Source organism: Arthrobacter sp. AFG7.2 (assembly GCF_002892835.1).
Classification (GTDB): Bacteria; Actinomycetota; Actinomycetes; order Actinomycetales; family Micrococcaceae; genus Arthrobacter.
The window spans coordinates 259350-286312 of sequence record NZ_PJMB01000005.1; the positions used below are offsets into that span (position 1 = coordinate 259350).

General features: G+C 65.1%; 17 protein-coding genes and 3 tRNA genes. 8 read left to right on the plus strand and 12 right to left on the minus strand.

Annotated features, from left to right (window positions below):
* Positions 1-30 precede the first annotated feature (30 nt).
* The gene (locus CXX84_RS11595; protein WP_102976849.1) at positions 31-1485 is read right to left on the minus strand and encodes a dihydrolipoyl dehydrogenase family protein; all 1455 of its coding nucleotides are present in this window, start codon (positions 1483-1485) and stop codon (positions 31-33) included.
* Between the two features lie 96 nt (positions 1486-1581).
* A tRNA-Arg gene (locus CXX84_RS11600) sits at positions 1582-1658 on the minus strand.
* 277 nt (positions 1659-1935) lie between these two features.
* Between CXX84_RS11600 and CXX84_RS11605 the strand changes: the two genes are divergently transcribed.
* Positions 1936-3771 carry a phosphoenolpyruvate carboxykinase (GTP) gene (locus tag CXX84_RS11605; protein ID WP_102976850.1) on the plus strand — a complete coding sequence of 612 codons (1836 nt, stop codon included), beginning with the start codon at positions 1936-1938 and terminating at the stop codon, positions 3769-3771.
* Between the two features lie 154 nt (positions 3772-3925).
* Here CXX84_RS11605 and CXX84_RS11610 read toward each other — a convergent pair whose 3' ends face one another.
* The 4 genes from CXX84_RS11610 to CXX84_RS11625 form a co-directional block, all read right to left on the minus strand.
* Positions 3926-5086 carry a globin domain-containing protein gene (locus tag CXX84_RS11610; protein ID WP_102976851.1) on the minus strand — a complete coding sequence of 387 codons (1161 nt, stop codon included), beginning with the start codon at positions 5084-5086 and terminating at the stop codon, positions 3926-3928.
* 231 nt (positions 5087-5317) lie between these two features.
* Positions 5318-5767, minus strand: a complete 450-nt coding sequence (locus tag CXX84_RS11615; protein WP_102976852.1) for an RrF2 family transcriptional regulator — start codon at positions 5765-5767, stop codon at positions 5318-5320.
* Between the two features lie 13 nt (positions 5768-5780).
* Positions 5781-6284: a hypothetical protein gene (locus tag CXX84_RS11620; protein ID WP_102976853.1), complete on the minus strand. Its 504-nt coding sequence runs from the start codon at positions 6282-6284 to the stop codon at positions 5781-5783.
* A 5-nt stretch (positions 6285-6289) separates the two neighbouring features.
* On the minus strand, positions 6290-7708 hold the full coding sequence (locus tag CXX84_RS11625) for a phosphomannomutase/phosphoglucomutase (RefSeq protein ID WP_102976920.1): 1419 nt from the start codon (positions 7706-7708) through the stop codon (positions 6290-6292).
* Positions 7709-7867: 159 nt separating this feature from the next.
* On the opposite strand from CXX84_RS11625, the gene CXX84_RS11630 reads away from it, so the two are divergent.
* A complete protein-coding gene (locus tag CXX84_RS11630) occupies positions 7868-10057 on the plus strand; it encodes a RecQ family ATP-dependent DNA helicase (RefSeq protein ID WP_102976921.1) in 2190 nt (729 codons plus the stop codon).
* Positions 10058-10158: 101 nt separating this feature from the next.
* Here CXX84_RS11630 and CXX84_RS11635 read toward each other — a convergent pair whose 3' ends face one another.
* The 4 genes from CXX84_RS11635 to CXX84_RS11650 form a co-directional block, all read right to left on the minus strand.
* Positions 10159-11592, minus strand: coding sequence for an MFS transporter (locus CXX84_RS11635; RefSeq protein ID WP_102976854.1), 1434 nt, complete (start codon positions 11590-11592; stop codon positions 10159-10161).
* 253 nt (positions 11593-11845) lie between these two features.
* Positions 11846-11933, minus strand: a tRNA-Ser gene (locus CXX84_RS11640).
* Positions 11934-12035: 102 nt separating this feature from the next.
* Complete coding sequence (locus CXX84_RS11645; protein ID WP_102976855.1) at positions 12036-12560, minus strand: GNAT family N-acetyltransferase; 525 nt, start codon at positions 12558-12560, stop codon at positions 12036-12038.
* Between the two features lie 49 nt (positions 12561-12609).
* Entirely contained in the window at positions 12610-14883 is a 2274-nt protein-coding gene (locus tag CXX84_RS11650; RefSeq protein WP_102976856.1) for a prolyl oligopeptidase family serine peptidase, read from the minus strand.
* A gap of 83 nt (positions 14884-14966) precedes the next feature.
* On the opposite strand from CXX84_RS11650, the gene CXX84_RS11655 reads away from it, so the two are divergent.
* Positions 14967-16907 carry an FAD/NAD(P)-binding protein gene (locus tag CXX84_RS11655; RefSeq protein ID WP_102976857.1) on the plus strand — a complete coding sequence of 647 codons (1941 nt, stop codon included), beginning with the start codon at positions 14967-14969 and terminating at the stop codon, positions 16905-16907.
* A gap of 138 nt (positions 16908-17045) precedes the next feature.
* On the opposite strand, the gene CXX84_RS11660 is transcribed toward CXX84_RS11655, so the two are convergent.
* Together CXX84_RS11660 and CXX84_RS11665 are read right to left on the minus strand one after the other, a co-directional pair.
* On the minus strand, positions 17046-21599 hold the full coding sequence (locus CXX84_RS11660) for an ExeM/NucH family extracellular endonuclease (RefSeq protein ID WP_102976858.1): 4554 nt from the start codon (positions 21597-21599) through the stop codon (positions 17046-17048).
* Between the two features lie 445 nt (positions 21600-22044).
* Positions 22045-22132 (minus strand) — tRNA-Ser (locus tag CXX84_RS11665).
* Positions 22133-22239: 107 nt separating this feature from the next.
* Between CXX84_RS11665 and CXX84_RS11670 the strand changes: the two genes are divergently transcribed.
* From CXX84_RS11670 to CXX84_RS11690, 5 genes are all read left to right on the plus strand, one after another.
* Positions 22240-23223: an NAD(P)H-quinone oxidoreductase gene (locus CXX84_RS11670; protein WP_102976859.1), complete on the plus strand. Its 984-nt coding sequence runs from the start codon at positions 22240-22242 to the stop codon at positions 23221-23223.
* A 42-nt stretch (positions 23224-23265) separates the two neighbouring features.
* A complete protein-coding gene (locus CXX84_RS11675) occupies positions 23266-23799 on the plus strand; it encodes a PadR family transcriptional regulator (RefSeq protein ID WP_102976860.1) in 534 nt (177 codons plus the stop codon).
* Positions 23800-23893: 94 nt separating this feature from the next.
* Entirely contained in the window at positions 23894-24178 is a 285-nt protein-coding gene (locus CXX84_RS11680; RefSeq protein ID WP_102976861.1) for a DUF1540 domain-containing protein, read from the plus strand.
* A 249-nt stretch (positions 24179-24427) separates the two neighbouring features.
* Complete coding sequence (locus CXX84_RS11685; protein ID WP_102976862.1) at positions 24428-26728, plus strand: carbon starvation CstA family protein; 2301 nt, start codon at positions 24428-24430, stop codon at positions 26726-26728.
* Positions 26728-26931, plus strand: a complete 204-nt coding sequence (locus tag CXX84_RS11690; RefSeq protein ID WP_102976863.1) for a YbdD/YjiX family protein — start codon at positions 26728-26730, stop codon at positions 26929-26931. The genes CXX84_RS11685 and CXX84_RS11690 overlap by 1 nt, the downstream gene beginning before the upstream one ends.
* The last annotated feature ends 32 nt before the right edge of the window (positions 26932-26963 follow it).

Sequence of the window (26963 nt, forward strand, 5' to 3'; positions counted from 1 at the left end):
CAGTCAGTTCAAATAAGGTAAGGGGCGCGCTTAGAGGCCGTACTTTTCAAGGAGGCGCAGCCAGACCTCACTGATGGTCGGGTAGGAGGGGACCGCGTGCCACAGCCGGTGCAGGGGCACCTCGCCCACGATGGCGATGGTTGCCGCATGCAAAAGCTCGGAAACATCCGGCCCGGCGAAGGTTGCACCGAGCAGCACCTGCCGGTCCTCGTCAACCACCAGCTGTGCCCAGCCTTCATAATTCTCGGAATGCAGCGACGAACCGGCCACCTGGATGGGAAGCTCCACTGACGAGGCGTTAAAGCCGTCCTGGCGGGCAGTCTCCAGGCTGCGGCCCACCATAGCCAGCTCCGGATCGGTAAATACGACGTTGGGCACCGCGTGCTGGTTTGCAGTTTGGGAAAAGCGGCTCCACTCTTCCGGGGTCCCCTTGAGCTCACCCCGGGCCCGGGCCGCGATGGCGTCCCCGGTGGCCCTGGCCTCGTACTTTCCCTGGTGCGTCAGTAAGTTCTTGCCCGCCGCGTCACCTGCTGCATACAGCCAGGGCCCATCTCCGGGGGCACCCTGAACCACGCCGGAATTGTCCGTGCTGAGGGAAAGGTGGCCTTTGTCATCCGGTTCGAAGCCGAGACTTTCCAGCCTCAGCCCCTCAAGCGCAGGATGGCGCCCCGTGGACACGAGCACCTTGTCAGCGGTGACAGTTGTCCCGTCCCCCAACTGCAGGCTGAACGTGCCGTCGTCGTTGGTGTTGATGCTCTGTGTTGCTGTGTTGAGCCGGAGTTCCACGCCGTCCGCGCGGAGGCCGGCGGCCACAAGGTCAGCCGCCTCCTCCGGGTACTTTCCCAGCAGCCTGCTGCGGGCAACGAGCGTGACCGCCGAGCCGAGACGGGCGAAGGCCTGGGCCAGCTCCGCCCCGGCAACGCCACCGCCCAGGACTGCCAGCCGCTCCGGGATTTCGCTGGCGGACGTTGCCTCCCGGGTACCCCAGACCTGCACGTCCTCGAGTCCTTCAACCGGGGGCATGGCGGGCATTGAACCGGTGGCCAGCACCACTGCATGGCGCGCCAGCAGCCGATGTGTGGTTCCGTCCAGGCCGGCCACCTGGACGCTCTTGGTGCCGGTAAGCCAGGCGTGGCCCCTCATGAGGTCGATCCCGGAATCCTTGACCCACGCAACCTGGCTGTCATCCTGCCAGTTGGACGTGAAGTAATCCCTGCGCTTCAGGACTGCAGCAGCGTCAAGAGTCCGTGTGACAGCTTCCTTTGCGCCGGGCGTCGTCTGTGCCGCGTGCAGTGCAGTCCCGGGCCGAAGCAGTGCCTTGGACGGCATGCACGCCCAGTATGAGCATTCTCCGCCGACCAGTTCTGCTTCAATCAGCACCACCGAGAGCCCGCCCTGCGCCACGCGGTCCGCGACATTTTCTCCTACGGCGCCGGCGCCGATAACAACTACGTCAAATTCCTGCTCAACAGGCTCGGGCATCATGGGGACAGCCTACGCCGGGCGCGATCCGGGGCGTCCAGGTCAATGGGGACTGCTTAACGCAAAAGGTCCGCACCGGCGAACCGGTGCGGACCTGATTGGTGCGCCCAAAGGGATTCGAACCCCTGACCTTCTGTTCCGTAGACAGACGCTCTATCCAGCTGAGCTATGGGCGCATCTTGTGTTCCAGGAGAAGAACCGCTCTCCCTGAACCTCGAATTACTTTACGCGAGGGTTGGGTGTAGTGACAAATCGGGAGGCATGTAATCTCCGCAACTAGACCGGTCTAGGTGACCTTTGTCACTTAAATCGCGTGATTGGCCACTGAATTCCTTGATTTCGCGCGGAATTCTATTTCTGTGGCCTGAAACCGTCAGCATACGTCCCAAAAACGGCACTGGTCCGGACCATAGCATTTAGCACACACCGATGTACCCGAGGAAGGGAACCGAAATGGGCGATCTGGCGCAAAAGCCGCTGCTTGATAAAGCACCCACCACACATGCCGCCCTGCTGGCATGGGTCGAAGAGGTTGCAGAGCTAACGCAGCCGGACCGTATCTATTGGGTGGACGGGTCCGAAGAGGAAAATACCCGGCTCACTGACGAGCTCGTGGCAGCGGGAACGCTGACCCGGCTGAACCCGGAACTCTTCCCCAATTCCTTCGCCGCCTTCTCCGACCCGGCCGATGTAGCCCGGGTCGAAGAGCAGACCTTCATCTGCTCGGAAAACGAGCGCGACGCCGGGTTCACCAACAACTGGATGGCCCCTGCCCGGATGAAGGACAAGCTGCGGGGCCTGTTTTCCGGCTCCATGCGAGGCCGCACCATGTACGTCATCCCGTTCGTCATGGGCCACCTCGACGCAGAGGATCCCAAGTTCGGCGTCGAGATTACGGACAGCGCCTACGTTGTTGCTTCGATGCGGATCATGGCCAATATCGGCACTGCGGTGCTGGACAAGATGACGCAGACCGACGCGTTCTTCGTCCCCGCACTGCACTCCCTGGGGGCGCCGCTCGAAGCCGGCCAGGCAGACGTTCCGTGGCCGTGCAACCCGGACAAGTGGATTGTCCACTTCCCGGAGGAGCGCTCCATCTGGTCCTTCGGCTCCGGCTACGGCGGCAACGCCCTGCTGGGCAAGAAGTGCTACGCCCTTCGCATCGCCTCCGTCATGGCACGCGACGAAGGCTGGCTTGCCGAGCACATGCTCATCCTCAAGCTCACCTCGCCGGCGAAGAAGAACTACTACATCTCCGCCGCCTTCCCCTCCGCCTGCGGCAAGACCAACCTTGCCCTCCTTGACCCCACCATTGAGGGCTGGGACGTTGAAACCCTCGGCGACGACATCACCTGGATGCGGATCGGCAAGGAAGGCGAACTGCGCGCCACCAACCCGGAGGCCGGCCTGTTCGGCGTTGCCCCGGGTACGGGCTGGGGCACCAACCCGAACGCCATGCGTGCCATCGCCAAGGGCCACAGCATCTTCACCAACGTTGCATTGACCGACGACGGCGGTGTCTGGTGGGAGGGCATGACGGACGAGGTGCCCGCGCACCTCACTGACTGGCAGGGCAACTCCTGGACGCCTGATTCTGACAAGCCGGCAGCCCACCCCAACTCCCGGTTCTGCACCCCGATCTCGCAGATCGACATGCTGGCCGAGGAGTACTACAGCCCCGAAGGTGTAGAGCTCTCCGCCATCCTCTTCGGCGGCCGGCGCAAGACCACGGTTCCCCTGGTAACCCAGGCCCGCAGCTGGACCAACGGCATCTTCATGGGCTCCACGCTCTCCTCGGAGACCACGGCCGCTGCCGCGGGGCAGGTCGGCGTACTCCGCCGCGACCCCATGGCCATGCTGCCGTTCATCGGGTACGACGCGGGGGACTACCTCAAGCACTGGATCAGTGTTTCCGGCAAGGCCAACCCCGAACGCCTGCCCCACATCTTCCTGGTGAACTGGTTCCGCCGCACGGCTGACGGCGGTTTCGCCTGGCCTGGCTTCGGAGACAATGCCCGGGTCCTGAAGTGGGCCATCGAGCGGCTCGAAGGCAAGGCTGACGCCATCGAGACCCCGATCGGCTTCGTGCCCTCGGGCCACTCGCTGGACCTCACCGGCCTGGACCTCACCCACGCACACGTGGAGGACGCCGTCCGTGTCGACCGCGAGGAATGGGATGCGGAGCTGGCCTCCATCGAGGAGTGGTACGCAAAGTTCGGCGATTCACTCCCGGACGCCCTGCGTTCCGAGCTTGAGGCCCTGAAAGAGCGGATGGCTGACCACAGCTGACCGGCCCGAAACCACCAGACGCAACGACGGCGGCGCCGCACCTTCCAGAAAAGGTGCGGCGCCGCCGTCGTTGCCTTCCGGATTTCTATTCAGAAATGCAGGCCTCGCAGCGGCGAAGCCTGCACAGCTGGACAAAAACTCCGCGGTGAAAGTGTCAGCTGGCCAGCCAGATGTCCGGGCCAAAGACCTCGTAGTGGATCCGCGTGGCCGGGATGCCGGCGTTGATGGCCTCGTTGCGGATGTTCTTCATGAACGGCAGCGGGCCGCACAGGTACAGGGAAGCGTCCGCAGGAAGATCCACCTCCCGCAGGGACATGAAGCCTTCCTTCGCTCCAGCCACGGGCTGTTCGAGCCACAGCTGCAGCTCGGCCCCGTCCAGGCGTTCGACGTCGTCCGTCATCTGGCTGCGGAGTGCCCAGCTGTCCAGGGTGCTTTCCGCGTGAAGGACCAGCACCTGGCGTTCTGATCCGGCCTCCGCAAGTGAACGGAGGATCGATGCGGTGGGTGTGCAGCCGATGCCGGCGGAGGCCAGGACCACCGGACCGTCGCCTTCCTTGAGGGTGATTTCACCGTAGGGGTTCGAGATGTCCAGGATGTCGCCCACCTGCACGCTGTTGTGGAGGACGGGGGAGACTTCACCGCCGTCGTCGAGTTTGGTGGTGAAGCTGCGGGTCTCTCCGGCTTCCCCGGAGAGGGAGTACTGGCGCACCTGGCGAAGGCCTTCGGGCAGGGTCACTTTGACGCTGATGTACTGGCCGGGAAGGGCCTGGGTGACGGGGGTATCGTCCGCGGGCTCAAGGGTAAAGGTCATGGAGCCGGCGCCGGCGGGAGTCTTGGCCGCCACCCGCCATGGCATCCACATCCGGTCATTGGCCTGCATCGCGTAAAGGCCCTTTTCCAGCTTGATCAGGGCGTCGGCCATCAACCAGTACACCTCGGTCCAGGCTTCAGCGATTTCCGGGGTGATGACCTCTGCCAGGTCCTCGGCGATCGCAGCGAACAGGTGCTCGTAGACCACCTGGTACTGCGGTTCGGTGATGCCCAGGGACGCATGCCGGTGGGCAATCCGGGAGAGGACAGTCTCGGGAAGGGTGCCCGGGTTGTTGACAAGATGGGTGGCGAAGGCGGCGATGCTGCCCGCCAGGGCCTGCTGCTGGTTGCCGGAACGCTGGTTGGAGCGGCTGAACAAGCCGTCCAGGAGTTCGGGATGGGCAGCAAACAGGCGGGCGTAGAAGTTGGGCGTGATGGCGCCGATCCTTGACCCGACAAGGGGCAGGGTTGCTTCAATGACGGGGCGGGATTTTTCCGAGAGCATGGGAACTCCTGAGGTAGTGACCGGGGCCTTCGTCCGGCCTTCGCGAATACATGCATTAGAAATACAAGTTTTCTTACCCAATTTCTACAGCTTGTAGAAGGATGGTGCAAATCGTCCGGTAACACAGGCAGCAGGAGGTGTACAAAAGGGTCAGGGACTGCGAATGCGGGGCCTCAAAGTCCCGGGGCGCGGCCCCCTCCGGCACTGCGGGGCTTGTGGTTGCGGGGGCTTTCAGAGCCCGGGGCGCAACCCGATCATGCCGAAGACAGGCACCATTTGCCGTGAACCTGGCAAGTCCGCTATCACCACAGAATCCAGCTCGCGGTAGAAGGCTTCGCGGGCCCGCGACAAGGCTGAGCGGAGCTTGCATTCATTGATCAGCGGACAGTTCCCGCCAGGAGCCACGCATTCTGCTGCATCGGTTCGGGTATCGAGCTGGCGGAGTACCTGTCCCACTGTTGCACGTCGACCGGCAGTGCTGAGGCGGGAGCCGCCTGTCCTGCCGCGCACCACCTCGATCAGGCCCAGGCTGCGCAGCTTTGCCATGGCTTTGCTGACATGGTTGTAGGGGGTTCCTACTGAATCTGCAATGTTCTGCGTCGTCAGCAGGGCATCGCCCGGCGCCGCTGCAAGCACCATCAGGGCACGCAGGCTGACGTCGGCGAAGGCGTTGATCTTCATGCGCGAATGCGGTCTAGTCCACCCAGATGGCGGGCTCGCTGGCGTCTGCCGCCAGCTCACCAAACTCCCACGTCTGCGTCCCGGCATTGGCCGCGTAAGGGAGCACGGCGGCGAAGACAGAGCCGTCGCGGTGCTCGGTAGCCACGTGAATGGCGTCCGAGTCCTCCTCAACCAGCAGGATGTCACAGACGACGGCGGCTGCCCGGAAATCCTCCCTGTTCTGCCGCAGCAGGGCAGTGAGGTCACTGATCATGGCGTCGGCGTCGAAGTCGCCGTCGGAACCCTCGGCGGCGTCTGCCGGCGATACTGCCACCAGCCGCACCTCGCCGTCGTTCTGTACGGTCAGGGCGAAGGGCAGGAAGCCACCGTTGCGTTGGAGCTGCTCCTGGGCTGCGCTCACGCCCGTGCCCAGAAGATTTTCCAGGTCGGTAGCAGTGCCGTCGGGCACTGAGTCCCGCCATGGTTCCTGGTGCCCCGCGCCCTGTTGTTCGGCAGCAGGCCCGGTACTCCCGGTCATTCCGCCTACGCCCGGACCTTGGCCAGGACGCGGTCCCGGATGCGTTCCATGGTGGCGCGGTCCGTCGCTTCCGCATTCAGCCGGAGGAAGGGTTCCGTGTTGGAGGGGCGGAGGTTGAACCAGTAGCTGCCGTCGTTGGCTGTGAAAGTGCTGCCGTCCAGGGTGTCGATGGTGATGTCATCAGCAGCGAAATCTGCGCGCACACGTTCGACGGCGGCCGGCTTGTCATCCACCTCCGAATTGATCTCGCCGGAGCTGACGTAGGGCTCGTATTCGCGGCCCAGCTCGGACAGCGGCCCGTCCTGTTCCCCCAGGGCAGCGAGGACATGCATGGCAGCCAGCATGCCCGTGTCCGCGTTCCAGAAGTCGCGGAAGTAGAAGTGGGCCGAGTGTTCTCCGCCGAACACCGCAGCTTCCTCCGCCATGACCGCCTTGATGAAGGAATGGCCCACACGGGTACGCACTGCACGGCCGCCGTCGTGCTCTACAAGTTCGGCAACGGCGCGCGAGGTGAGGAGGTTGTGGATGATCGTAGGCCTGGCTTCACCCTGTGCCTTGGCTCGGGCAATCTCGCGGCGTGCCACCATTCCCGTAATGGCCGACGGGGAGACGGGGTCACCCTTCTCGTCGACCACGAAGCAGCGGTCGGCGTCGCCGTCGAAAGCCAGCCCGATGTCTGCGCCGTGCTCCACCACTGCAGCCTGCAGGTCGCGGAGGTTCTCCGGCTCCAGGGGGTTGGCGGGGTGGTTGGGGAAGGAACCGTCCAGCTCGAAGTACAGGGGAATGATGTCCAGTGGCAGCTTGGGGAGCAGGGTGTCGCCCAGTACTGCCGGAGTGGTGAGGCCGGCCATTCCGTTGCCTGCGTCCACGACGACCTTCAGTGGCCGGGAGGTGGAGAGGTCCACCAGCTTGCGAAGGTACTCGGAGTAGTCCTTGAGCACATCGCGGACGCTGATCTGCCCGCGCTGTCCGGCAACTGGCATGGAGCCCTCATTCAGGTACTGCTCAGCCAGCGCCTGGATATCTTTGAGTCCAGTTTCGGACGAGATGGGCACGGCACCGGCCTTGGACATCTTGATGCCGTTGTAACCGGCGGGGTTGTGGCTGGCCGTGAAGGTGGCGCCGGCACGGTTCAGGTATCCGCAGGCGAAGTAAAGCTCGTCAGTGGAGATCAGGTCCAGGAGCTCAACGTTGGCCCCGCGGGTGACTGCGCCGTTGGCAAAAGCCTTGCTGAAATCCGGGGAGGACGGACGCATGTCGCCGCCCACCAGGATGGTCTGGCCCTCGAGTTGGAGGACGTCCACGAACGCGGCTCCCACGGCTTCGACGATTTCGGCGGTGATGGACTCGCCCACGATGCCCCGGACGTCGTACGCCTTGAAGGATGCCGAAAGGTCAAAAGCCGTTGTCTGTTCGCTAGTCACGGGCTTTATCTTACGGTGCAGCCGGAGTCCGGCAATTGCGGGAGGGCTATGTTTGTGGATAAACACATCCGGGGTGAACAGATTCGCGGGCTCTGTGTCGAAATCCACATGGCAGCCGCAGTGCTCCTGAGTGTCGGAGGCGGCTGGGATACTGAACCAATGGTCGATAACCAGCACGCCACAGTACTTTCCCAGCCGGCAGCCACTGACTTGCCTTTCCCGGCAGCAACACACACGCAGGCACTTGCCGTTCTTCGCGAGCTCGTGGGCAACCCGGAGGCGGGCTTCCACGAGGGGCAGTTTGAAGCCATCGAGGCATTGGTCGACGGCGGCCGGCGGGCATTGGTGGTCCAGCGCACCGGCTGGGGGAAGTCGGCAGTCTATTTCGTGGCTTCCCTGCTGCTGCGGCGCCGGGGCGCCGGGCCCACCCTCATTGTGTCGCCACTCCTCGCCCTGATGCGGGACCAGGTGGCTGCGGCTGCCCGGGCGGGGGTCCGGGCGGTGGCCATCAACTCCGCCAACCAGCTGGAGTGGGACAACGTGCGCGAACAGCTCGCGACTGACCAGGTGGACGTCCTGCTGGTTTCTCCGGAACGGCTGACCAACCCGTCCTTCCGGGAAAACCAGCTGCCCGAGCTGATCCGGCGGACCGGGCTGCTGGTGGTTGACGAGGCCCACTGCATTTCTGACTGGGGCCACGACTTCCGCCCCGACTACCGCAGGATCGCGGACCTGATCACCCAGCTCCCGGACACGGTCCCAGTCCTCGCCACTACGGCCACTGCGAACTCACGGGTAGTGCATGACATCGAAGAGCAGCTTGGAGCCGGTGTCCTCACTATCCGAGGGGCCCTTGGCAGGGATTCGTTACGGCTTGGTGTCCTGTCCCTCCCTGACGCGAAACAGCGGCTGGGCTGGCTGCTGACGCACCTGGCCGACCTTCCGGGCAGCGGAATCATCTACACCTTGACAGTGTCCGCGGCGGAGGACACTGCCCGGTTACTGGCAGAGGCGGGACACGAAGTGCTCGCCTACACCGGCCGCACCGACCCCGCAGACAGAGAACGGGCAGAGCAGCTGCTGAAGGATAACCAGGTCAAGGCGCTGGTTGCGACCTCCGCGCTGGGCATGGGTTTCGACAAACCCGACCTGGGCTTCGTGGTCCACCTCGGGGCGCCCTCCTCGCCGGTGGCCTACTACCAGCAGGTGGGGCGTGCGGGGCGTGGTGCCGCCAACGCCGATGTCCTGCTGCTTCCCGGCGCGGAGGACCGCGATATCTGGCAGTATTTCGCCACCGCATCCATGCCTTCCGAAGAGAAGGCAGCGGCCGTCCTCACCGCCCTGGCTGAAGCGGGCACTGCGCTCTCGACTGTTGCCCTTGAAGCCAGGGTTGACCTCCGCCGCACTCCGCTTGAACTGTTGCTTAAAGTCCTCTCCGTGGACGGCGCGGTGGAGCGGGTGGGCGGCGGGTGGCGGTCCACCGGCCAGCCCTGGAATTACGATGCGGAGCGGTATCAGCGGATCTCGGAAGCCCGCGTGGACGAGCAGGACTCCATGGTGATTTACCAGGACACCGCGGGCTGCCGGATGGAGTACATCACCTCAGTACTTGACGACGAGACGGCCCATCCGTGTGGCCGCTGCGACAACTGCGCCGGGCAGTGGTTCCGCGCGGACATTGCTGAACAGGCCACGGCCGCTGCCAGCCAGACCCTCAGCCGGGCCGGCGGTGTGCTCGAGGCGCGGCTGCAGTGGCCCAGTGGAATGGACCGGTTGGGCGTTCCCGTGAAGGGAAAGCTCAAAACCGGCGAGGGACTCTCAGAGGGGCGCGTCCTGGCAAGGCTGACGGATCTTGGCTGGGGCGGTGCCCTCCGGGAACTGTTTGCGGCCGGTGCCGCGGACCGGCCGGTTGATCCGGGCATGCTGCAGGCCTGCGTACAGGTCCTGCGTGAGTGGGGCACTGGCGATTCACGCAATCCCGGCTGGAGCGGTGCGGGGCGGCCGGCTGCCATCGTCAGTGTCCCCTCCCGCGGCAAGCCCGTGCTGGTGGGGTCCCTGGCGCGGGGGATTTCCGAGATTGGCCGCATTCCGTACCTGGGCGAGCTTCAGTTGGCTCACGGCGGTCCCACGGGGAGCCGTGGCGGCAACAGTGCCTACCGCCTGGCAGGAGTGTGGGACCGCCTGGTGGTGGGCCCCGAACTTGAGTCTGCGCTGGGAACCTTGCAGGGCGGCGTGATGCTGATAGACGACATCGTGGACAGCAGGTGGACACTCACGGTGGCTGGCAGGGCCCTTCGCCAGGCGGGTGCGGGAGCTGTCCTTCCGCTGGTGCTTGCCCAGGCAGGCTGATAGCGGCCGCCCGGGCCACGCGGGCACGAGAGCTGATGCCTGGCTCCCCGGCTGCTGGCATAGCAAGCCGGTGCGGTCCTTCCGGGGCAGGCCGGCTGGGGTCAGGCCCGCTGCATCCTGCGCCGGCTGACTTCCGCGCCGGCATGCCGCGGCAGGAACAGGCTGTCTGCCGTGCTGGCCAGCATCAGCACCGCCATGGCGAGGAATGCGCCGCGGAAAGGGCCGGCGGCGTCCTGGGGGAACGCGTCGAATCCTTCGAACAGCCGGATCAACAGGGCTCCCACGGCGATGCCGGCAGCAGCGGCGAGCTGGACCAGGGTCGCAGAAACGGTGTTCGCCGACGTGAGCTGGGCAGGCTCGATGTCCGCGTACTGCACCGAGGCATAGGCCGAGAAACCAATGGAGCGAAAGGCGCCGCTGCATACCAGCAGGGCGAAGGTCAACGGCTCGGGGGTGTCTGCGGTCAGCAGGGCGCAAAGGGCGAAGGTCAGGGCAGAGGCCAGCGACGCAAAGATGAGCATCGGCTTGAAGCCAAACCGGCGGATCAGGGGAGTGGTCGCGGGCTTGATGCCAATGTTGCCGATAAAGACTGCAGCCACCATGGCCCCGGCATGCAGCGGGGACCAGCCGAACCCGGCCTGGAACATCAGCGGCAGCAGGAACGGGACGGAACTGATGGTCAGCCGGTAGGCAAACCCCCCGGTAGCCATCGCCCTGAACGTGCGGGTGCTGAAAACCCCCAGGTCAAACAGCGGATTCCGGGTCCGGCGCATCCAGAACATTGCCCCCGTAACAGCCACTGCACCCGCACCTGCACTCAGGCCCGCCCACGGAGTGTCGGGATGGGTGCTGGCGAGTTCGAGTCCCACCACCAGGGCCCCCACACCGAGCGTCGTGAGGGACAGCCCCAGCCAATCAAGCCGCCGGCGGCCGTCGCCCGCTGTTGCGGGGACCAGGCGGAGTGCTGCCAGGAATGCGGCCGCACCCAGCGGAAGGTTGACCAGGAAGATCCAGTGCCAGGACAGGTACGTGGTCAGGGCCCCGCCCACCAACGGGGCCAGGACCGGCGCGAGGAGCCCCGGCCACACCAGAAACGCCGTGGCGCGGAGCAGTTCCGCCTTGGGCGTCCCGCGCAGCACCAGGAGGGTTCCCACCGGAACCATCATGGCGCCGCCGAACCCCTGCGCAATCCTGCTCAATGTCAGCCCGGCCAGGTCCTGGCTTAGCGAGCAGGCAAGGGACGCAATGGTGAAGATCGCAATGGCAAGGCAAAAGATCCGGCGGGCACCGAACCTTTCAGCCAGCCACCCGCTCAGCGGAATTCCCATTGCAACAGTCAGCAGGTATGCCGTCATCGTGATGTTCACGTCCGCGGCAGGAACGTTGAAATCGGCAGCGATGTTGGGGATCGCCGTGGTGAGCACGGTGCCGTCCAGGAACTCCATAAAGAAGGTGGCCGCCACCAGAAGTGCCAGGCGGGGGCTCCATGCTTCCGTTGTGCCGGATACCTCATCCGTCGTGTTGCTTGCTGCCATCCGATCATCCTGCCACCGGCCGAACATGCGGTGCGCCCGGTGTCCGTACCACGGACGGGACACGACAGGCGAGATACCACGCACGGGATATGCCGGATGAGGAGTGACAGGCAGGACGCCGCGCTCCCAAGACGCCAACAGGGTGGCGTTGGGGGCATCTCCGTACAGCCGTGGAGAACGTGCTGCCCGGGGGCTCCAGGTGGAAGGGGTGCCGGGAACGCAAAAGGCCCCGGTCCAGGACCGGGGCCAAACGCGGAGACGGGGGGATTTGAACCCCCGGTGGAGTTGTGCCCCACACTTCATTAGCAGTGAAGCCCATTCGGCCGCTCTGGCACGTCTCCAATTGCTATTCCTAGCCCACCAAGGATACGCAGAAGCGGCCATGCAGTGCAAAACGGACCGCCTGGCCGCATAGTGCAGTCCCCGATCGTCCGCCGGGGACGTCACGGGGAGGTCTGCCCATCGCGGATCATCCTGATTTCGCGGAGGTGCTCCCACTCCGGGATTAGGTCCGCGGCGCCGTCGGGTTCGAAGCCGAAGTGCCGGTAGAAGCCGATGGCCCGCACGTTGTCCGCGGCCACCCACAGGCTTGCCGCACTGGTGCCCAAGGCTGCTTCGAGGAGGCGGCGCCCCAACCCCAGCCCCTGGTGTGAAGCCAGCAGATAGAGCCCCCACAATTCAAGGTCCCCGCACGACGGCGGCGGAACGGCGTGTGGTGCTTCCCCGGTCGGCATGCGGTGGACTCCGGCGAATCCAACAACAGCGCCGTCGTCGCAGGCCACCCATACAACGGCCGGATCCGGCCGTTCCAGCAGGTGGCGCCAGAGCGGGAGCCGGTCAGCAGGGACCCGGGAGGCGAGGAAGCCGTCGGAGAGCATCCCCCGGTAGGTCTCCTGCCAGCAGCGGACATGGATTTCCGCCAGCCGTTCAACATCAAAAGCCTCCGCCGGCCGCAGGACCAGGCTCACCGCAGGACCAGGCTCACCGCAGGACCCGGGCTCACCGCAGGACCCGGGCTCATCCCGGGACCGGGCCGCTGGCCAGGGCCTTCCAAAGGAAATGCTGGCTGCGTGCCTGCAGGGCCGCTGCCTGGCGGTTGTCGGACGCCCCGGCGTGGCCGCCCTCCAGTGCTTCGTGGAACCAGACGTTCGGAATGCCCATTGCAAGCATGCGGGCTGCCATTTTCCGAGCCTGTACCGGCCCCACCCGGTCATCGGAGGTTGCCGTCCAGATGAACGTCTCCGGATACTCCACCCCGTCCTTGAGCATGTGGTAGGGGGAGAACGTCCTGATGTACTCCCACTGCTCCGGGACGTCTGGATCGCCGTACTCGGCAATCCAGGAATGGCCGGCTGAAAGCCTGGTGTAGCGGCGCATGTCCAGCAGCGGTACCCCGCAGGAAACCGCCCCGAAAAGTTCCGGGTAGCGGGTGAGCATGTTGCCCACCAGCAGCCCGCCGTTGGATCCGCCCACGCAGCCCAGCCGCTCACGGGAGGTGACCCCGCGGGAGATGAGGTCGCGGGCAACGGCGGCGAAGTCCTGGTAGGCCTTGTGCCGGTTCTCCTGCAGCGCGGCCCGGTGCCACGCAGGTCCGTACTCGCCGCCGCCACGGATGTTTGCCACCACGTAGACGCCGCCGCGGCTGTGCGGGGTGGATCCGTTCGTGCCTGACGCTCCGGTGGTGCGGCGTTCCAGCCACGCCCTGCCCACCGTGCCGCTGTACGCCGGCGTGCGCGACACCTCAAACCCGCCATAGCCGGAAAGCTGCGTAGGATTCTGCCCGTCCAGCGCCAGGCCGCGGGCGGCAACCTGGAAGTACGGAACACGCGTCCCGTCGTCGGACACCGCGAAATGCTGCTGCACTTCATAGTCGCCGTCGGCAAAGAACGACGGCGACGACTTCACCACAGCCTGCCGGCTCACCACTGCAGGTGTCCCCTCGCCGTTGCGCTCGAGGGTGCCCCGCAGCAGGGTGGTGGGGGTGGTGAACCCGGTGGCGACGAGCCAGAAATCGTCGCCCGCACCGCCGTCGGACGCCGCCGTGTCCTCGTCATCGACGGCATAAGCGTTCACGTCGTGCAGCGGCGGGCAAGCGTCCAGGGGAGTGGAAGCCCAGGCACTACCGTGCCCGTCCACAGGGCAGGACGGGTCGAGGACCCGGATTTCCGACGAAACATCCGTGAGCAGGTTGAGCAGCAGGAAGTTCCGGGTCCAGCTCCAGGACTGCAGCGATGTCCGGGCGTCCGGGCTGAACAGCACCGTGAGCTCACGTTTGCCCGCGAGGTACTCCTCAAACCCGCAGGCGAGCAGCGAACCGGCGAGGTACGTGGTTCCGCCAAGCTTCCAATCCTGCTGCGGGCGGAACAGGAGCCATTCCCGGTGCGCGCTGACGTTCACATCCGTGGGCAGGTCGATCTCCAGCCAGGAACCGTCCCGCAGCACCAGGTTTTTGCGGTTGAAGAAATCGATGTAGTCAACAGCGAAGGTCCGCTCGAAGCCGGGAGTGGAGTCGCGCGCCACCACTGCCATCATGTGCTGCTCGGGAACCTCGAACAGCAGCGGCGCGTCGGCAAGCGAAGCGCCCCGCTTCAGCGTGACGGCTGTGCGGGCGTAGGAGGAAGCGGTCTTTGGCAGTCCTTCGGCCGTGGAGGCGACCAGCAGCGTGTCCGCGTCCAGCCATGACACGTTGCCCTTCGCCGTCGGCAGGTCAAAACCGCCGTGCGCCGGGTCCACGAACGTCCGGCTCTCCACGTCGAACTCGCGGTATCGGTTTGCGTCTCCTCCGTCCGGCGAGAGCGCCAGCAGCGCCAGGCGGTACGGTTCGCCGGCGGCCGGACGCAGGAAGGTGGCACCGTGGAAAACCCACTCCTGGCCCTCGGCCGCAGCCAGCGCATCGACGTCGAGCAGTACGTCCCATTCGGGGGAATCCGTGCAGTAGCTCTCCCAGGTGGTACGGCGCCACAAACCTTTGGGGTTCTGCGCGTCCTTCCAGAAGTTGTAGTACCAGTCGCCACGCTTGCCCACCATGGCGATCCGGTCCGTGGAGTCCAGCACCTCCAGGATGCTTCCCTCCAGTTCCGCGTAGTCTGCGTCCTCCAGCAGGTCTTCCGTGCGCGAGTTCTGCTCCTTGACCCAGGCCAGCTGCTCTTCGCCGTAGATCTCCTCCAGCCACACGTTTTCGTCGGTCGGTTCAGGGGCACTGGCCTCTGCTGCGGCTCCCGAGGGTGCAGTGCCGGAGGGGGCCTGGGCGGAACCGGGAACGGACGCTGAATCAGCTGCAGTGGTGGTCATTGGGCCATCCAAACAACTCCCTGCCCGGGTAGCAAGTCAACCGCTCAGCACATACTTTGTTTTCAGCCCGTACTCTGGATGCCGTGGAAAAAACGCAGAGCATCCGGACCGCCATCATCGGTGCAGGTCCCCGGGGCACCAGCGTGCTGGAACGCCTGCTCGCGCACGCCGCCGCGCCCGCCGCAGCCGGCACCGGGTCCGTCCGGCTCCACATCGACGTCATCGATCCCTATCCCGCAGGACCCGGGCACGTGTGGCAGCCGCAGCAGTCCCGGCTGTACCTGATGAACACGCAGTCCTTCTATCCCACACTTATTCCACAGGACCCGTCCCTGGCTGCGCCCGTCGCCGGGACCACCTTTGACCAGTGGCGGGCAGCGCAGCAGGCGGAACCGTCGCCGTCCCTCACTGCTGATGAGCGGGCTGAACTTGCTGTCCTGCAATCCAGCGACTTTCCCAGCCGCGCCCTCTACGGCCGATACCTCCGCTGCACCCTGGACCAGCTGGCGGAGAAAGCGCCCGACGGCGTCACGATGGAATTCCACGAAACGTCGGCTAAGTCGGTGCGCTCCGCAGCGAACGGTACGTTCGACGTCGGCCTGGCAAACGGCACCATGCTCCGCACTAACGCCGTGGTGCTTGCCCTGGGCCACATCCCGTCCCGCCTGAACCTTGAGCAGCGGGAGCTGCAGGGCTCGGCGCAGCAGCTGGGCCTGCGGTACCTGCCGCCTGCGGTGCCTGCCGACGTTGATTGGGGCACCATCCCCGCCGGTGAGCCCGTCCTGGTCCGCGGCATGGGTTTGAACTTCTTCGACGTGATGGGACAGCTCACGGAGGGCCGCGGCGGGAAGTTCGTCAGCAACGGCGGAAGGCTGGACTACGAACCGTCCGGCCAGGAGCCGCTCATCATCGCCGCGTCGCGCCGGGGAACCCCCTACCGGGCCAAAGCGGCGCTCGCCGGCTACTACCCGGCGTCGGTCACCCTGCGGTACCTCACCGAAGCAGCCCTCGAACGGTTCCGCACCGCCGGAATCCGGCCCGGCTTCGACCACGACCTCTGGCCACTGCTGCACCGTGACACTCTCTGGGCGTACTACTCGACCCTGGTGCGCTCGCAGCCCGGTGCTGTGCCGGATACCGCAGCCTTCCTCACCGCACTCGAGGAGGCACTGCACCCGCATGCCCACAGCGCGGCCAAGTGGGAGGACAGCGTTGAGAGCGTCCTGGCCGTGCACGTGGGGCCTCGGCACCGGCTGGACCTCCCCGGGCTGGCGGCACCGCTGGCGGGACGCTCCTTCGCCTCACGGGCCCAGCTCGATGCCGCCGTCGTGGAGTACCTGCTCGACGATGCACGCCGCTCGGCCCTCGGCGAGGATGACCCGGTGAAGATGGCCATCGGCGCCCTGCATCATGGCCGGGCGGTCCTCAAGACAGCAGTGGCCGACGGCGGCATCACCGACGAATCATGGGTCGCCGGGCTGCGTGGCTGGTTTGAGTCGTTCGTGGAAGGACTGGCCAGCGGGCCGCCGGCGCTGCGCTCAGAGCAGCTGGCTGCCCTGGCAAGGGCCGGAATCGTGAGTTTCGTGGGACCGGATCCGAAATTCGCGGTGGACCGCAGGAACGCCCTGTTCACCGCCACCTCCCCATGGGTGGAAAGCCCGCCGGTGACTGCCAGGACCATGGTGGAGGCACTCGCGCCCGGCAACAGGGTCTCGGCCAATGACTCTCCGGTGCTCGAACAGCTGCTGGCGGAGGGGCTGGTCAGGCCGCGGCTGATGATGACCGCGGAGGGCGCCCCGGTGCAGTCCACCGGACTGGATGTTGTGCCCCACCCCTACCGTCCGGTGGCAGCCAACGGATCCGTCACGGAAAACCTGTATGTCCTGGGCCTTCAGCTTTCATCCGCACAGTGGGGAACTGCCATCGCAGCCGAAGCCGTACAACCGGGACAACCCGCCTACCGGAGCGGCCAGCGGACGATCCGGGACGCTGACGAGATCGCCCAGGCCATCCTCGGGTTGTAACCGCCCCGGACGCTCTCTCACTTGATGTGCTTAAAGCCCAGATGCTCTCTCACGAGTGAGAGAGCATCTGGAGAAATGGCGCCTTAAGTGAGAGAGCGTCAGTGGTTTTTCGGACCTTTCACACGTCCAGACGGGGTGTCAGCCGCGGAGGCAGGCCCGGTACGCGGCCATCGCCTGGCCGTAGTTCAGCTGGCCGGCCAGGTCGGCAGGACGCGCAGGCTTGACCGGCCTGGTGCATGCAGGTCCGGCAGGTTCGGTTGCTGCCACCTTCACGTCCACCGTGACTGTCGTGCCGGATTCTGCGGCGGTGAGGACCAGCGATCCGGCCCCTGCAGCGGCACCCGAAGGAACAGGCAGGTTAACAGTGGCGGAACCTGCTGTGACGGGCACGGAACCAAGCTCGGTCACAACCCCTGCGGCGTCCGTAAACACTGCCGACAGGGTCTTGTTGGCCGGGCTGCCCAGGGACGTGAGGTCCAGCTTGGAGACCGCGAGGCTGATCGCTTCGCCGGGCTTAACCTCGCCGGCGGTGTTGTTGGTAAGAGCAACGGAACGCCGGGCAAAGTCGGGCGACACCGGACTGCTCTTCTGCAGGTAGCTGATCCAGGCATCCCGATCCACCAGGCCTGAATCCTTGGTGTTGGCACCTTCCGTGAAAATCCGGAAGTTGTCACCGCCTGTGGCCAGGAAGCTGAACGTGCCGATCCGGTAGGACTTCGCCGGATCGAGCGCAACGCCGTTCACCCGGACTGAGGTGATGCGGTCACCCGCCGGCCGGGCGGCGTCGTAGGTGTAGTTGACGTTCCTGGACAGGCCAAGCTGGATATAGGCGCGGCTGGGTACCGTTCCGTCAGCATTGGTTTGCCATTGCTGCTCGAGCAGCGTCTTGAACTGGGCACCGGTCAGAGACGTGGTCCAGAGGTTGTTCACGAACGGCAGCACCGCGTTGGCCTCGGCGTACGTGATGGTTCCGTCCGGGGCGTAGTAAAGCTCGTTCCGCAAACCACCCGCATTGACCACACCGATCTCCGCGCCGCCGAGTTCAGCGGGCTGCAGGGAATCCAGCAGGGAATCGGCCACCAGGTTGCCCAGGGTTGATTCGCTGCCCCGGTCGTCACGTTTGGCAACGCCGGTGGCGTCAGTGGTGAAGGCGGTAGTGATGTCGGCGGTGACAGCACCAACGGGCTGGTTTCCGACGACGGCGGCGTCCGCGAGTGCCTTCCTCACGATGGCGTCAACGACGGCTACGCGCGGGTAGGCGGCGATCAGGCCAGCGGCAGGATCGGTGGTCCGCTTGACGTTGCCTGCCTTGTACCCGGTCACCTCCTTGGTAGCCGTATCCACGGTGAGCTGGATCTGCCCCACGTTCTCGCCGTAATTGCCGGTCTGGACAATCGGGCGGGTTTTTCCTTCAAAGCCCGGGACTGGCGCGTCCCAGGCGTATTCCTTGTGTGTGTGGCCGGTGAAGATGGCGTCCACGTCAGGAGAGGTTTCGGTGACCAGCTTGGCGAACGGGCCGCCTGCTGCCACTTCCTCCGCCAGCGTGGAGCCTTCCACCGTTCCCGAACCGGCGCCGTCGTGGTTTTCCACGATGATGACATCGGCAAGATTCTCCGCCGTGATCCTGGCGGCGGCCCGGTTGATGGCGTCCACGGGATCGCCGAATTCAAGGTCCGCGATACCGGCAGGAGTCACCAGGGAGGGGACCTCCTGGGTCACTGTGCCGATGACCGCCACCTTGATGCCGTTCATGTCGAGGATGGTGAACTCCGGAAGGACCGGCTCTGTGGTGCCCTTCTTGTAGACGTTGGCTCCCAGGTAGGGGAACTTTGCATTGGTGCCCCCGGCAATGACGCGGTCGCGCAGGTCCGCCCAGCCGCCGTCGAACTCGTGGTTGCCCACAGCCGAGGCCTTCAAGTCCAAGGCGTTCAGCACGTCGATGGAGGGTTGGTCCTTGGCGACGGCGGAGGCAAACAGTGAAGCTCCAATGTTGTCGCCCGCGGAAAGGAAGGCGGTGGCGCCCGGGGCGGCTGCCGCCCGGAGTTTCTCGATGGTGCCCGCGAACAGGACGGTGTTGGCATCGATCCTGCCGTGGAAGTCGTTGATACCCAGGAAATTCAGGTCAACGGCGGCGGGTGCGGACGCCAGGTTGAGGCCGACGATCACAGGGTCATGGTCGCTGGCACGGAACTGGCCCGGCGCATAGTAGTTGGTGACGTTGTTGTTGTACCGGCTGTACTCGAGGGCGACGGATTCCACCGAGTTGATGTTCCAGATATCGGCTCCGGTGACCACTGCGTTGGCGGCAGGGGAGGCGAGGATGTGGTCCAGGGAACCGACCATTCCCCCGAACAGGTAGGAGTGCTTGGCCGTGCCGTCGGCGTTGCGCGCCTTTTCGTCCTGGTTGACGTAGCCCTCGGCCGTAAAGACGTTGATGGGGTCTTCCTTGGCATAAGCGTTAAAGTCGCCGATGAGGAAGACCTTGTCAGTGCCCTTGGACTCCTGCAGGGTTTTTGTGAACTCCAGGAGGGATTTCGCCTGGGCAGTGCGGGCCAGGTTGGATGCGCCCTGGCCCTTGTCGGTGTCCTCCGGAGTGGCAGCGGAGCCCTTCGACTTGAAGTGGTTGGCGATCGCGATGAACTCTGTCCCGGCGCCGCCTCCCACCGGTTTGAAGACTTGGGCCAGCGGCTTGCGTGCGTTGGAGAACGCCACTGTGTCGTTATGGATGATGGACTCACCCACGGGTTCTGCAGCGGCCTTCTTGTAGATGAAGGCGGTGCGGATCATGTCCTCATCGCTGAGCGGCGGAGCGTTGGCGGGTGAACGGACGTAGTCCCAGATGCCCGGAGTCTCGATGTTCAGGGCATCCACCAGCTTGGCCAGGGCGTCATCCCGGTTCTTGCCGAACTGCGCGGAGTTTTCGATCTCCATCAGCGTGACAACATCGGCGCCGGCCTTGGAGATGGCGGCAACAATCTTGTCCTGTTGCCGTGCGAAGTTCTCAGCGTTGGCGGCGCCGCGGGCATTGCAGCCGCCGCGGACGGTGATGGGGTTCCCGGCCCTGTCCTCGTAGAAGGTGCAGCCCGTGAGCTGGTCGCCCGTGGTGGGAAAGTAGTTGAGGACGTTGAAGGACGCGATCTTCAGGTTGCCGCCGACGGCGGCGGGAGCGTCCGTCCGCGTGGCGCCGAAGGTGGCCGGCTGCACCGTGGACTTGTTGGCGTCCGTCAAATGGGTCAGCGGCTGGAGCTTCCAGGCGTTGTTGGCGTAGCCGAGCACCACGTTGGTGGTGAACGTGGCGGGGGAGCCCACCCGAACCGGGTCAGTAGTGGTCAGATAGGGCAGGACCTGCGCTTTGGTCGAGGCATCGCGCAGGAAGTTGGTGCTGGACCCGTCGTCGAGCTTGATGCCCCGGGCGCCATTCTCCGCCACCGCTGCCGTGTGCTCTGGCGAGCCGTAGGGGGCGACGGCGGTGGGCTGGACCAGCGGGGTTGTTCCGCCGGCGAGGCCGACCTCGCCGTACTGGTTCAGGGTGTAGTTGTCCGTCACCGTCAGGGGTCCCTGGGGTGCCAGGAGCATCCCTTCCAGGGACTCGCGGAAGATTTCGTTGGCGGGCAGCGTGAAGGTGGTGGCCTTAACTTCGGGTGCAGGCTCCGTAAGCCTCGTGAGCCCTGCCGCTGCCGTGACGTTGAGCTGGGTCATTCCGTAGTATTCGTCCACGGTTCCGGTCACCTGGACGTAGTCCCCGGTCTGCACTGATGCCACCGTGGCGGGGGAGTAGACGAAGATGCCGTCCGACGCCGCGTGGTTCGTCGCTGTCAGGTCGCCGCCGGTTCCCGCGGTCTGCAGGTAGTAGCCGTTGAGCCCGCCGGTGGCGAAGACTGCTGTGACCTTGCCGGTGGTGGTCACCGTGGACCCTGCCAGCGGGCTTACGGTGCCTGTGCCCTGGATTTCGGCAATGGCCCGGGTTGAAGGGGTGGGGTCAGGGGTTGGATCAGGTGTGGGATCCGGCTCCGGCGTGGCCGTGCTGCCCGACGCCGTCGGGGTGATGCGCGTACTGAGTGAGAAGTCCGCGGCGTTGTTGTTGCTGTCCGCAAAGTTCGTGCGGTTCAGGCTTCTGACATCCCTGTTGTCAACAGGAGCCGCGGAGACCTGCGTTTCGAAGGTGTTGGAGGTGCCGTAGCCCAGCAGGTCCGCCACTCCTGCCGGTTCGATGACAGAGCCGGCAGGAATTGTGAGGGCAGTGGGCTGTTTGGCCAGGAAAATGCTTCCGGTGGTGCCTGAGGGGCTAAATCCGGTGGCGTCGAGATCAGCAGGAGGCAGTTCGGGGGCGGTGGAAGCGGCGCTGTTGGTGGCGCCCTTGATCAGGAAGTGCCCCTTGGCAGGAATGGTTCCACTTAATGCCGCGACCCCGCTGGGGGCACCAGTGGCTGTGGCGGCGCGGTACTGGACGGACCAGCCATCCAGCGACACCGGAGTGTCCGAGGAGTTGTACAGCTCAACGAACTTGTTTTTGTAGGCGGCGCCGGTGCTGCCGCCGCTAAGGTACGCCTCGTTGATCACAACAGGCGACGTTCCCGCCGCGGCTGAGATCTCCGTAATGGTGCCGGCAGCAGCAGGAAGTGCCGCCAGGGGAGCTATGAGCCCCGCCGACAGTGCTGTCCCCAGCACTAATTTCCAAGGTGTGTGATGCATCCGCTCTTACTTTCAGAAGGGTGTCCCGGTGGGGGACCCGATGGAAGGCGTCCGGGTTGTACCGACGGACAGGGGCCCGGATCCTGCTCCTGGTCAAGTGGTATCCGGAACATCACAACAGCGCTGAATGAACGCAGGGTTGATAGCGCGTGCATTCGGCGGGACGCTCCCCAGCGGAACGGGCCACCCATCGGCCCGGAGCCCCAGTAGCCCGGTTCCGATGATGCTGTTGGCGGTAGGTGGTGGTGGCCGGCAACTACCCAGTGTGCCGGCTATCACAAAGGATACCGGTCAGTAGCTTTGCCGGAAGGCTGCTGCTGAAACTTTTTGGGAGATTTGTGCGCCCGCTCCGTACGCTCCGGCTGCAGTGTGCCGGGCAACGGGGTGCGCCGGGAAACGAAGAACCCCTGTCCACCAGGAATCTGGTGGACAGGGGTTCTTTTCGCGGAAGGTAAGAGATTCGAACTCTTGGTACGGGGTTACCGCACACTAGTTTTCAAGACTAGCTCCTTCGGCCGCTCGGACAACCTTCCTCAACAAGTAGTGTTTCATAGGCACTTGCCTGCAACAAAACAGAGTCCGGAAGGTGTCCGGTGCACACTGGTTGCACGCAGTATTCAGTCAGAAACGGGAGTGTTCCATGAAAGCCGTCTACATTTCGGAGCCGGGCGGCCCGGAAGTGCTGGAGGTCCGCGAGGTTGAGGCCCCGGTACCCGGTACCGGCGAGGTGCTGATCGATGTCGTCGCCGCCGGCCTCAACCGGGCGGATGTGCAGCAGCGCAGGGGTTTCTACCCGCCGCCGCCCGGTGCATCGGAGATTCCCGGGCTTGAAGTATCAGGTCGGATTGCCGGCTTCGGCCCCGGCGTCACAAGGGCATTTTCCCTTGGGGACAAAGTTGTTGCCCTGCTGGCCGGCGGCGGCTATGCCCAGCAGGTGGCCGTCCCCGCCGAGCAGGTCCTTCGGGTGCCCGACGGCGTTGACCTGGTGACCGCAGCAGCGCTCCCCGAGGTTGCCGCCACTGTCTATTCAAACCTGGTCATGACGGCACAGTTGCAGGAGGGCGAGACCGTCCTGATCCACGGGGCAACGGGCGGGATCGGCACCATGGCCATCCAGCTGGCCAAGGCGCTCGGAGCCCGGGTTGCCACCACTGCCGGTTCTGATGAAAAAGTGAGCACGGCGAAGGCTTTCCTGGGTGCCGATATCGCCATCAACTATCTTGAGGAAGATTTTCCGGAGAGCCTTCGCCGCCAAAACGGAGGAAAAGGCGCGGACGTGATCCTCGACGTCGTGGGCGCCAAGTACCTTTCCCAAAATGTGGACGCGCTGGCTGATTATGGTCGGCTGGTGGTGATCGGGCTGCAGGGCGGCAGCAAGGGCGAGCTCGATTTGGGGCAACTGCTGAAAAAGCGCGCTGCTGTGGTGGCCACCGCCTTGCGCCCCCGGCCGGTGCAGGAAAAGGGCGCCATCATGAACGCCGTCCGCGACGCCGTGTGGCCCCTTGTCAGCGATGGGAAAATCCGGCCGCTGGTGGCGAAGACCTTTCCCCTGGACCAGGTGCGCGCGGCCCACCGGTACTTCGACACAGGAGAACACGTGGGCAAGATCCTTCTGCTGATGTAGGTCCAGCATCCAACGCCCGCTGAGTGACAAGGAGCAAGCAGCATGTCCATCCGCCACAGCCTCCTCGCCCTGCTGCAGGACCAGCCGCGCTATGGCTACCAGTTGCGGATGGAGTTCGAGAACCGCACCGGCGTTACCTGGCCGCTGAATATCGGGCAGGTCTACACCACCCTGGACCGGCTGGAACGTGACGGGTTGATCGCCAGGAACGGCGACGACGGCGGCGGCCACGTGGTGTACACCATCACCGCTGCGGGCACGGCGGAGATCCAAGGGTGGTTCGAGGCTCCCGTGGAGCGGAACAATCCGCCGCGCAACGAACTGGCCATCAAGCTGGCCCTCGCCGTCACCCTGCCCGGCGTCGATGTCCAGGCCATCATCCAAAACCAGCGGCTTGCGTCCGTCCGGGCGCTGCAGGACTACACCAAAGCACGCCGCGACACGGCTCTGAACCAGCGGTCCGGTGATACGGCGTCGCTCCTGGTCCTGGACTCCCTGATTTTCCAAACAGAGGCGGAGGTCCGCTGGCTGGATCTGTGCGAGGCGAGGATGGTCCAGCAGGCGCAAGGGAAATAGGCAACACAATTGGGTCTTTTTGAATGCTGTGGGCGGGCTTACGGTGGGGTGCAGGAGCCGTCCGGCCGGGCGGTGGAAATGACGGAGGAAGCTCATGACAACGCACGTCGCCGACTGCAGCGTAACGAACTGTTCCTTTAACGATCACACCAACTGCAACGCCGCTGCCATCACCGTGGGCGGGGCCGAAAACCACGCACACTGTGCCACCTTCATTGACACCGGTATGCACGGCGGCCTCCCCAAGGTGCTGGCCGACGTCGGGGCCTGCCAGCGCGCCGAGTGCGTCCACAACGACCACCTCATGTGCAAGGCGTCCGAGGTGCACGTTGGTCCCGGTGCGGACAACGCAGACTGCCTCACCTACTCCCACGCATAGAAGTGGCAGCCTCCCACGCGTAAAAGGCAGCTTCACGGTTTTTGGTTCAGCCAAGGCCTCCGCCCGGATCCATCCGGACGGGGGCCTTTGCTGCATCGGTGCAGTTCACCGCCACCTGGCGCGGCGTTCGCCGCCACGTCTCCTCCGCTCGGCGCACAGTTCTGCGCCACCGGGCCGATCGCCTCCCCGGCGAGGGCACAGGTTGGTAGGGTGCGTCACAGCAGACATAAATAATCTCAAGGAGGAGACATGGCCGAGACGCCGGATCAGCGCCGGAACACACCCGGGGGAGAGGGAAGGGTAGCCACAGACCCGGCTCTGCCCCCGACAGCCCTTGACGAGGAGGTCCGGGAGGCGGAAGACCGGAAGTGGACGCCCGGAAAGATCGCCCTGTGGGCCGCGATCGCCCTGCTGGGCGGCGTGGCCTGGTTCATGCTTGCGATCATCCGCGGCGAGACGGTGAATGCCATCTGGTTCGTGTTTGCCTCAGTATGCACCTACCTGATCGGCTACCGTTTCTACTCCAAGGTCATCGAGCGCTACATCACCAGGCCGGATGACCGCCGCGCCACACCCGCAGAGTACAAGGCGGACGGCAAGGATTATGTCCGGACCGACCGCAATGTCCTGTTCGGCCACCACTTCGCCGCCATCGCCGGTGCCGGCCCCCTGGTGGGCCCGGTTATCGCAGCCCAGATGGGTTACCTGCCCGGCACTATCTGGATCATTATCGGCGTCGTCCTCGCCGGTGCTGTCCAGGACTACCTGGTGATGTTCTTCTCCATGCGGCGCGGCGGCCGCTCGCTGGGACAGATGGCGCGTGAAGAGCTTGGCGTCATCGGCGGCACCGCCGCCCTTATCGCCACCCTGCTGATCATGGTGATCATTGTCGCCATCCTTGCGCTCGTCGTCGTCAATGCCCTGGGTGAAAGCCCGTGGGGTGTGTTCTCGGTGGGCATGACCATCCCGATCGCGCTGTTTATGGGCGTCTACCTCCGGTACCTGCGCCCAGGAAAAGTCATGGAGGTTTCGCTGATCGGCTTCGTCCTGCTGATGGCTGCCATCGTCGGCGGCGGCATTGTGGCCGAAACGCCGTGGGGCGCGGACATCTTCAGCCTGGACAAGGTGACCATCGCCTGGGGACTCATCATCTACGGCTTCATCGCCGCCATCCTCCCTGTGTGGCTGCTCCTGGCGCCGCGCGACTACCTCTCAACGTTCATGAAGATTGGCGTCATCGTGATGCTCGCGCTGGCCATTATCGTGGTCCGGCCCGAGATCACCGTCCCGGCCTTCAGCGAGTTCGCCAGCAGGGACAACGGACCCGTTTTCCCTGGCGCCCTGTTCCCCTTCCTGTTCGTCACCATTGCCTGCGGCGCCCTCTCCGGCTTCCACGCCCTGATCTCGTCCGGCACCACGCCCAAGCTCATAGAAAAGGAACGGCAGACCCGTTTCATTGGCTACGGCGGAATGCTGATGGAGTCGTTTGTGGCCATCATGGCCCTGGTGGCGGCCATCTCCATCGACCGCGGCCTCTACTTCGCCATGAACTCGCCGGCAGCATTGACCGGCGGGACAGTGGAAACGGCAGCCACCTGGGTCAACAGCCTGGGCCTGGCCGGAGTCAACATCACGCCGGACTTCCTTGCGCAGACGGCCGCCAATGTAGGCGAGGAAAGCATCGTGTCGCGGACCGGCGGCGCTCCCACCCTGGCCGTGGGGCTCGCGCACATCATGCAGCAGTTTATTGGCGGCACCGCGATGATGGCCTTCTGGTACCACTTCGCCATCATGTTCGAGGCACTCTTCATCCTCACGGCAGTCGACGCCGGGACCCGCGTAGCCCGGTTCATGCTGCAGGATTCCATCGGCAACTTCGTCCCCAAGTTCAAGGAGCACTCCTGGCGCCCGGGTGCCTGGCTCTGCACCGCCGTCATGGTCGGCGCTTGGGGTGCGGTGCTGCTGATGGGCGTCACCGATCCGCTGGGCGGCATTAACACCCTGTTCCCGCTCTTCGGCATCGCCAACCAGCTGCTCGCCGCAATCGCGTTGTCCGTGTGCCTTGCCATCGTCGCCAAGCGCGGCACGTTCAAGTACCTGTGGATCGTGGCCCTGCCGCTGGCCTTCGCTGCCGTGGTAACCATCACGGCGAGCTACCAGAAGATCTTCTCGTCCACTCCCGCGGTGGGCTACTTCGCCAACAACGCCGCCTTCAGTAAGGCCCTGGCGGAAGGGAAGACGGAGTTCGGCACAGCGAAATCCGCGGCCGCCATGGAAGCCGTAGTGCGGAACACGGCCATCCAGGGCTGGCTTTCCGTCATCTTCGTAGTGCTTAGCATCATCGTGATTGCGACGGCGTTGCTCGCCACCATCAGGGCGTTCCGCAACCGGGCGGACGCCACAACCGCCAGGGGCAATGAGGATCCCGCCCTTCCGTCACGTGTCTTCGCCCCTGCCGGGCTTATCCCCACGCCCGCCGAGCGCGAACTGATGGCTGAGTGGGACAAGGTGCCGGCGGAGCTGAGGTTCGAAAAGGGCGGGCACCACTGATGGCTGCCGGACTCGCGGTGCTGACGCGGGGCTTCCGTGGCTTCGCGCGGTACATGGGGGGTGTCCTCGGCGCGGACGCGTACACCAGGTATCTGGAGCACCATGCTTCGGCCGGCCACGGGACGCCGCCGATGACCGAGCGGGAGTTCTGGCGCGACCAGACGGACCGCCAGGACAGCAACCCGCAGGGCCGGTGCTGCTGATTGAGCTTGCAGCGTACAAGCCTCCTGGGGGC

What these genes read in the sequence shown, in the direction of transcription:
- CXX84_RS11595 (WP_102976849.1), bottom strand. Translation starts at nt 1,485, where the DNA reads ATGATGCCCGAGCCTGTTGAGCAGGAATTTGACGTAGTTGTTATCGGC.
- CXX84_RS11605 (WP_102976850.1), top strand. Translation starts at nt 1,936, where the DNA reads ATGGGCGATCTGGCGCAAAAGCCGCTGCTTGATAAAGCACCCACCACA.
- CXX84_RS11610 (WP_102976851.1), bottom strand. Translation starts at nt 5,086, where the DNA reads ATGCTCTCGGAAAAATCCCGCCCCGTCATTGAAGCAACCCTGCCCCTT.
- CXX84_RS11615 (WP_102976852.1), bottom strand. Translation starts at nt 5,767, where the DNA reads ATGAAGATCAACGCCTTCGCCGACGTCAGCCTGCGTGCCCTGATGGTG.
- CXX84_RS11620 (WP_102976853.1), bottom strand. Translation starts at nt 6,284, where the DNA reads ATGACCGGGAGTACCGGGCCTGCTGCCGAACAACAGGGCGCGGGGCAC.
- CXX84_RS11630 (WP_102976921.1), top strand. Translation starts at nt 7,868, where the DNA reads ATGGTCGATAACCAGCACGCCACAGTACTTTCCCAGCCGGCAGCCACT.
- CXX84_RS11635 (WP_102976854.1), bottom strand. Translation starts at nt 11,592, where the DNA reads ATGGCAGCAAGCAACACGACGGATGAGGTATCCGGCACAACGGAAGCA.
- CXX84_RS11650 (WP_102976856.1), bottom strand. Translation starts at nt 14,883, where the DNA reads ATGACCACCACTGCAGCTGATTCAGCGTCCGTTCCCGGTTCCGCCCAG.
- CXX84_RS11660 (WP_102976858.1), bottom strand. Translation starts at nt 21,599, where the DNA reads ATGCATCACACACCTTGGAAATTAGTGCTGGGGACAGCACTGTCGGCG.
- CXX84_RS11670 (WP_102976859.1), top strand. Translation starts at nt 22,240, where the DNA reads ATGAAAGCCGTCTACATTTCGGAGCCGGGCGGCCCGGAAGTGCTGGAG.
- CXX84_RS11675 (WP_102976860.1), top strand. Translation starts at nt 23,266, where the DNA reads ATGTCCATCCGCCACAGCCTCCTCGCCCTGCTGCAGGACCAGCCGCGC.
- CXX84_RS11680 (WP_102976861.1), top strand. Translation starts at nt 23,894, where the DNA reads ATGACAACGCACGTCGCCGACTGCAGCGTAACGAACTGTTCCTTTAAC.
- CXX84_RS11685 (WP_102976862.1), top strand. Translation starts at nt 24,428, where the DNA reads ATGGCCGAGACGCCGGATCAGCGCCGGAACACACCCGGGGGAGAGGGA.
- CXX84_RS11690 (WP_102976863.1), top strand. Translation starts at nt 26,728, where the DNA reads ATGGCTGCCGGACTCGCGGTGCTGACGCGGGGCTTCCGTGGCTTCGCG.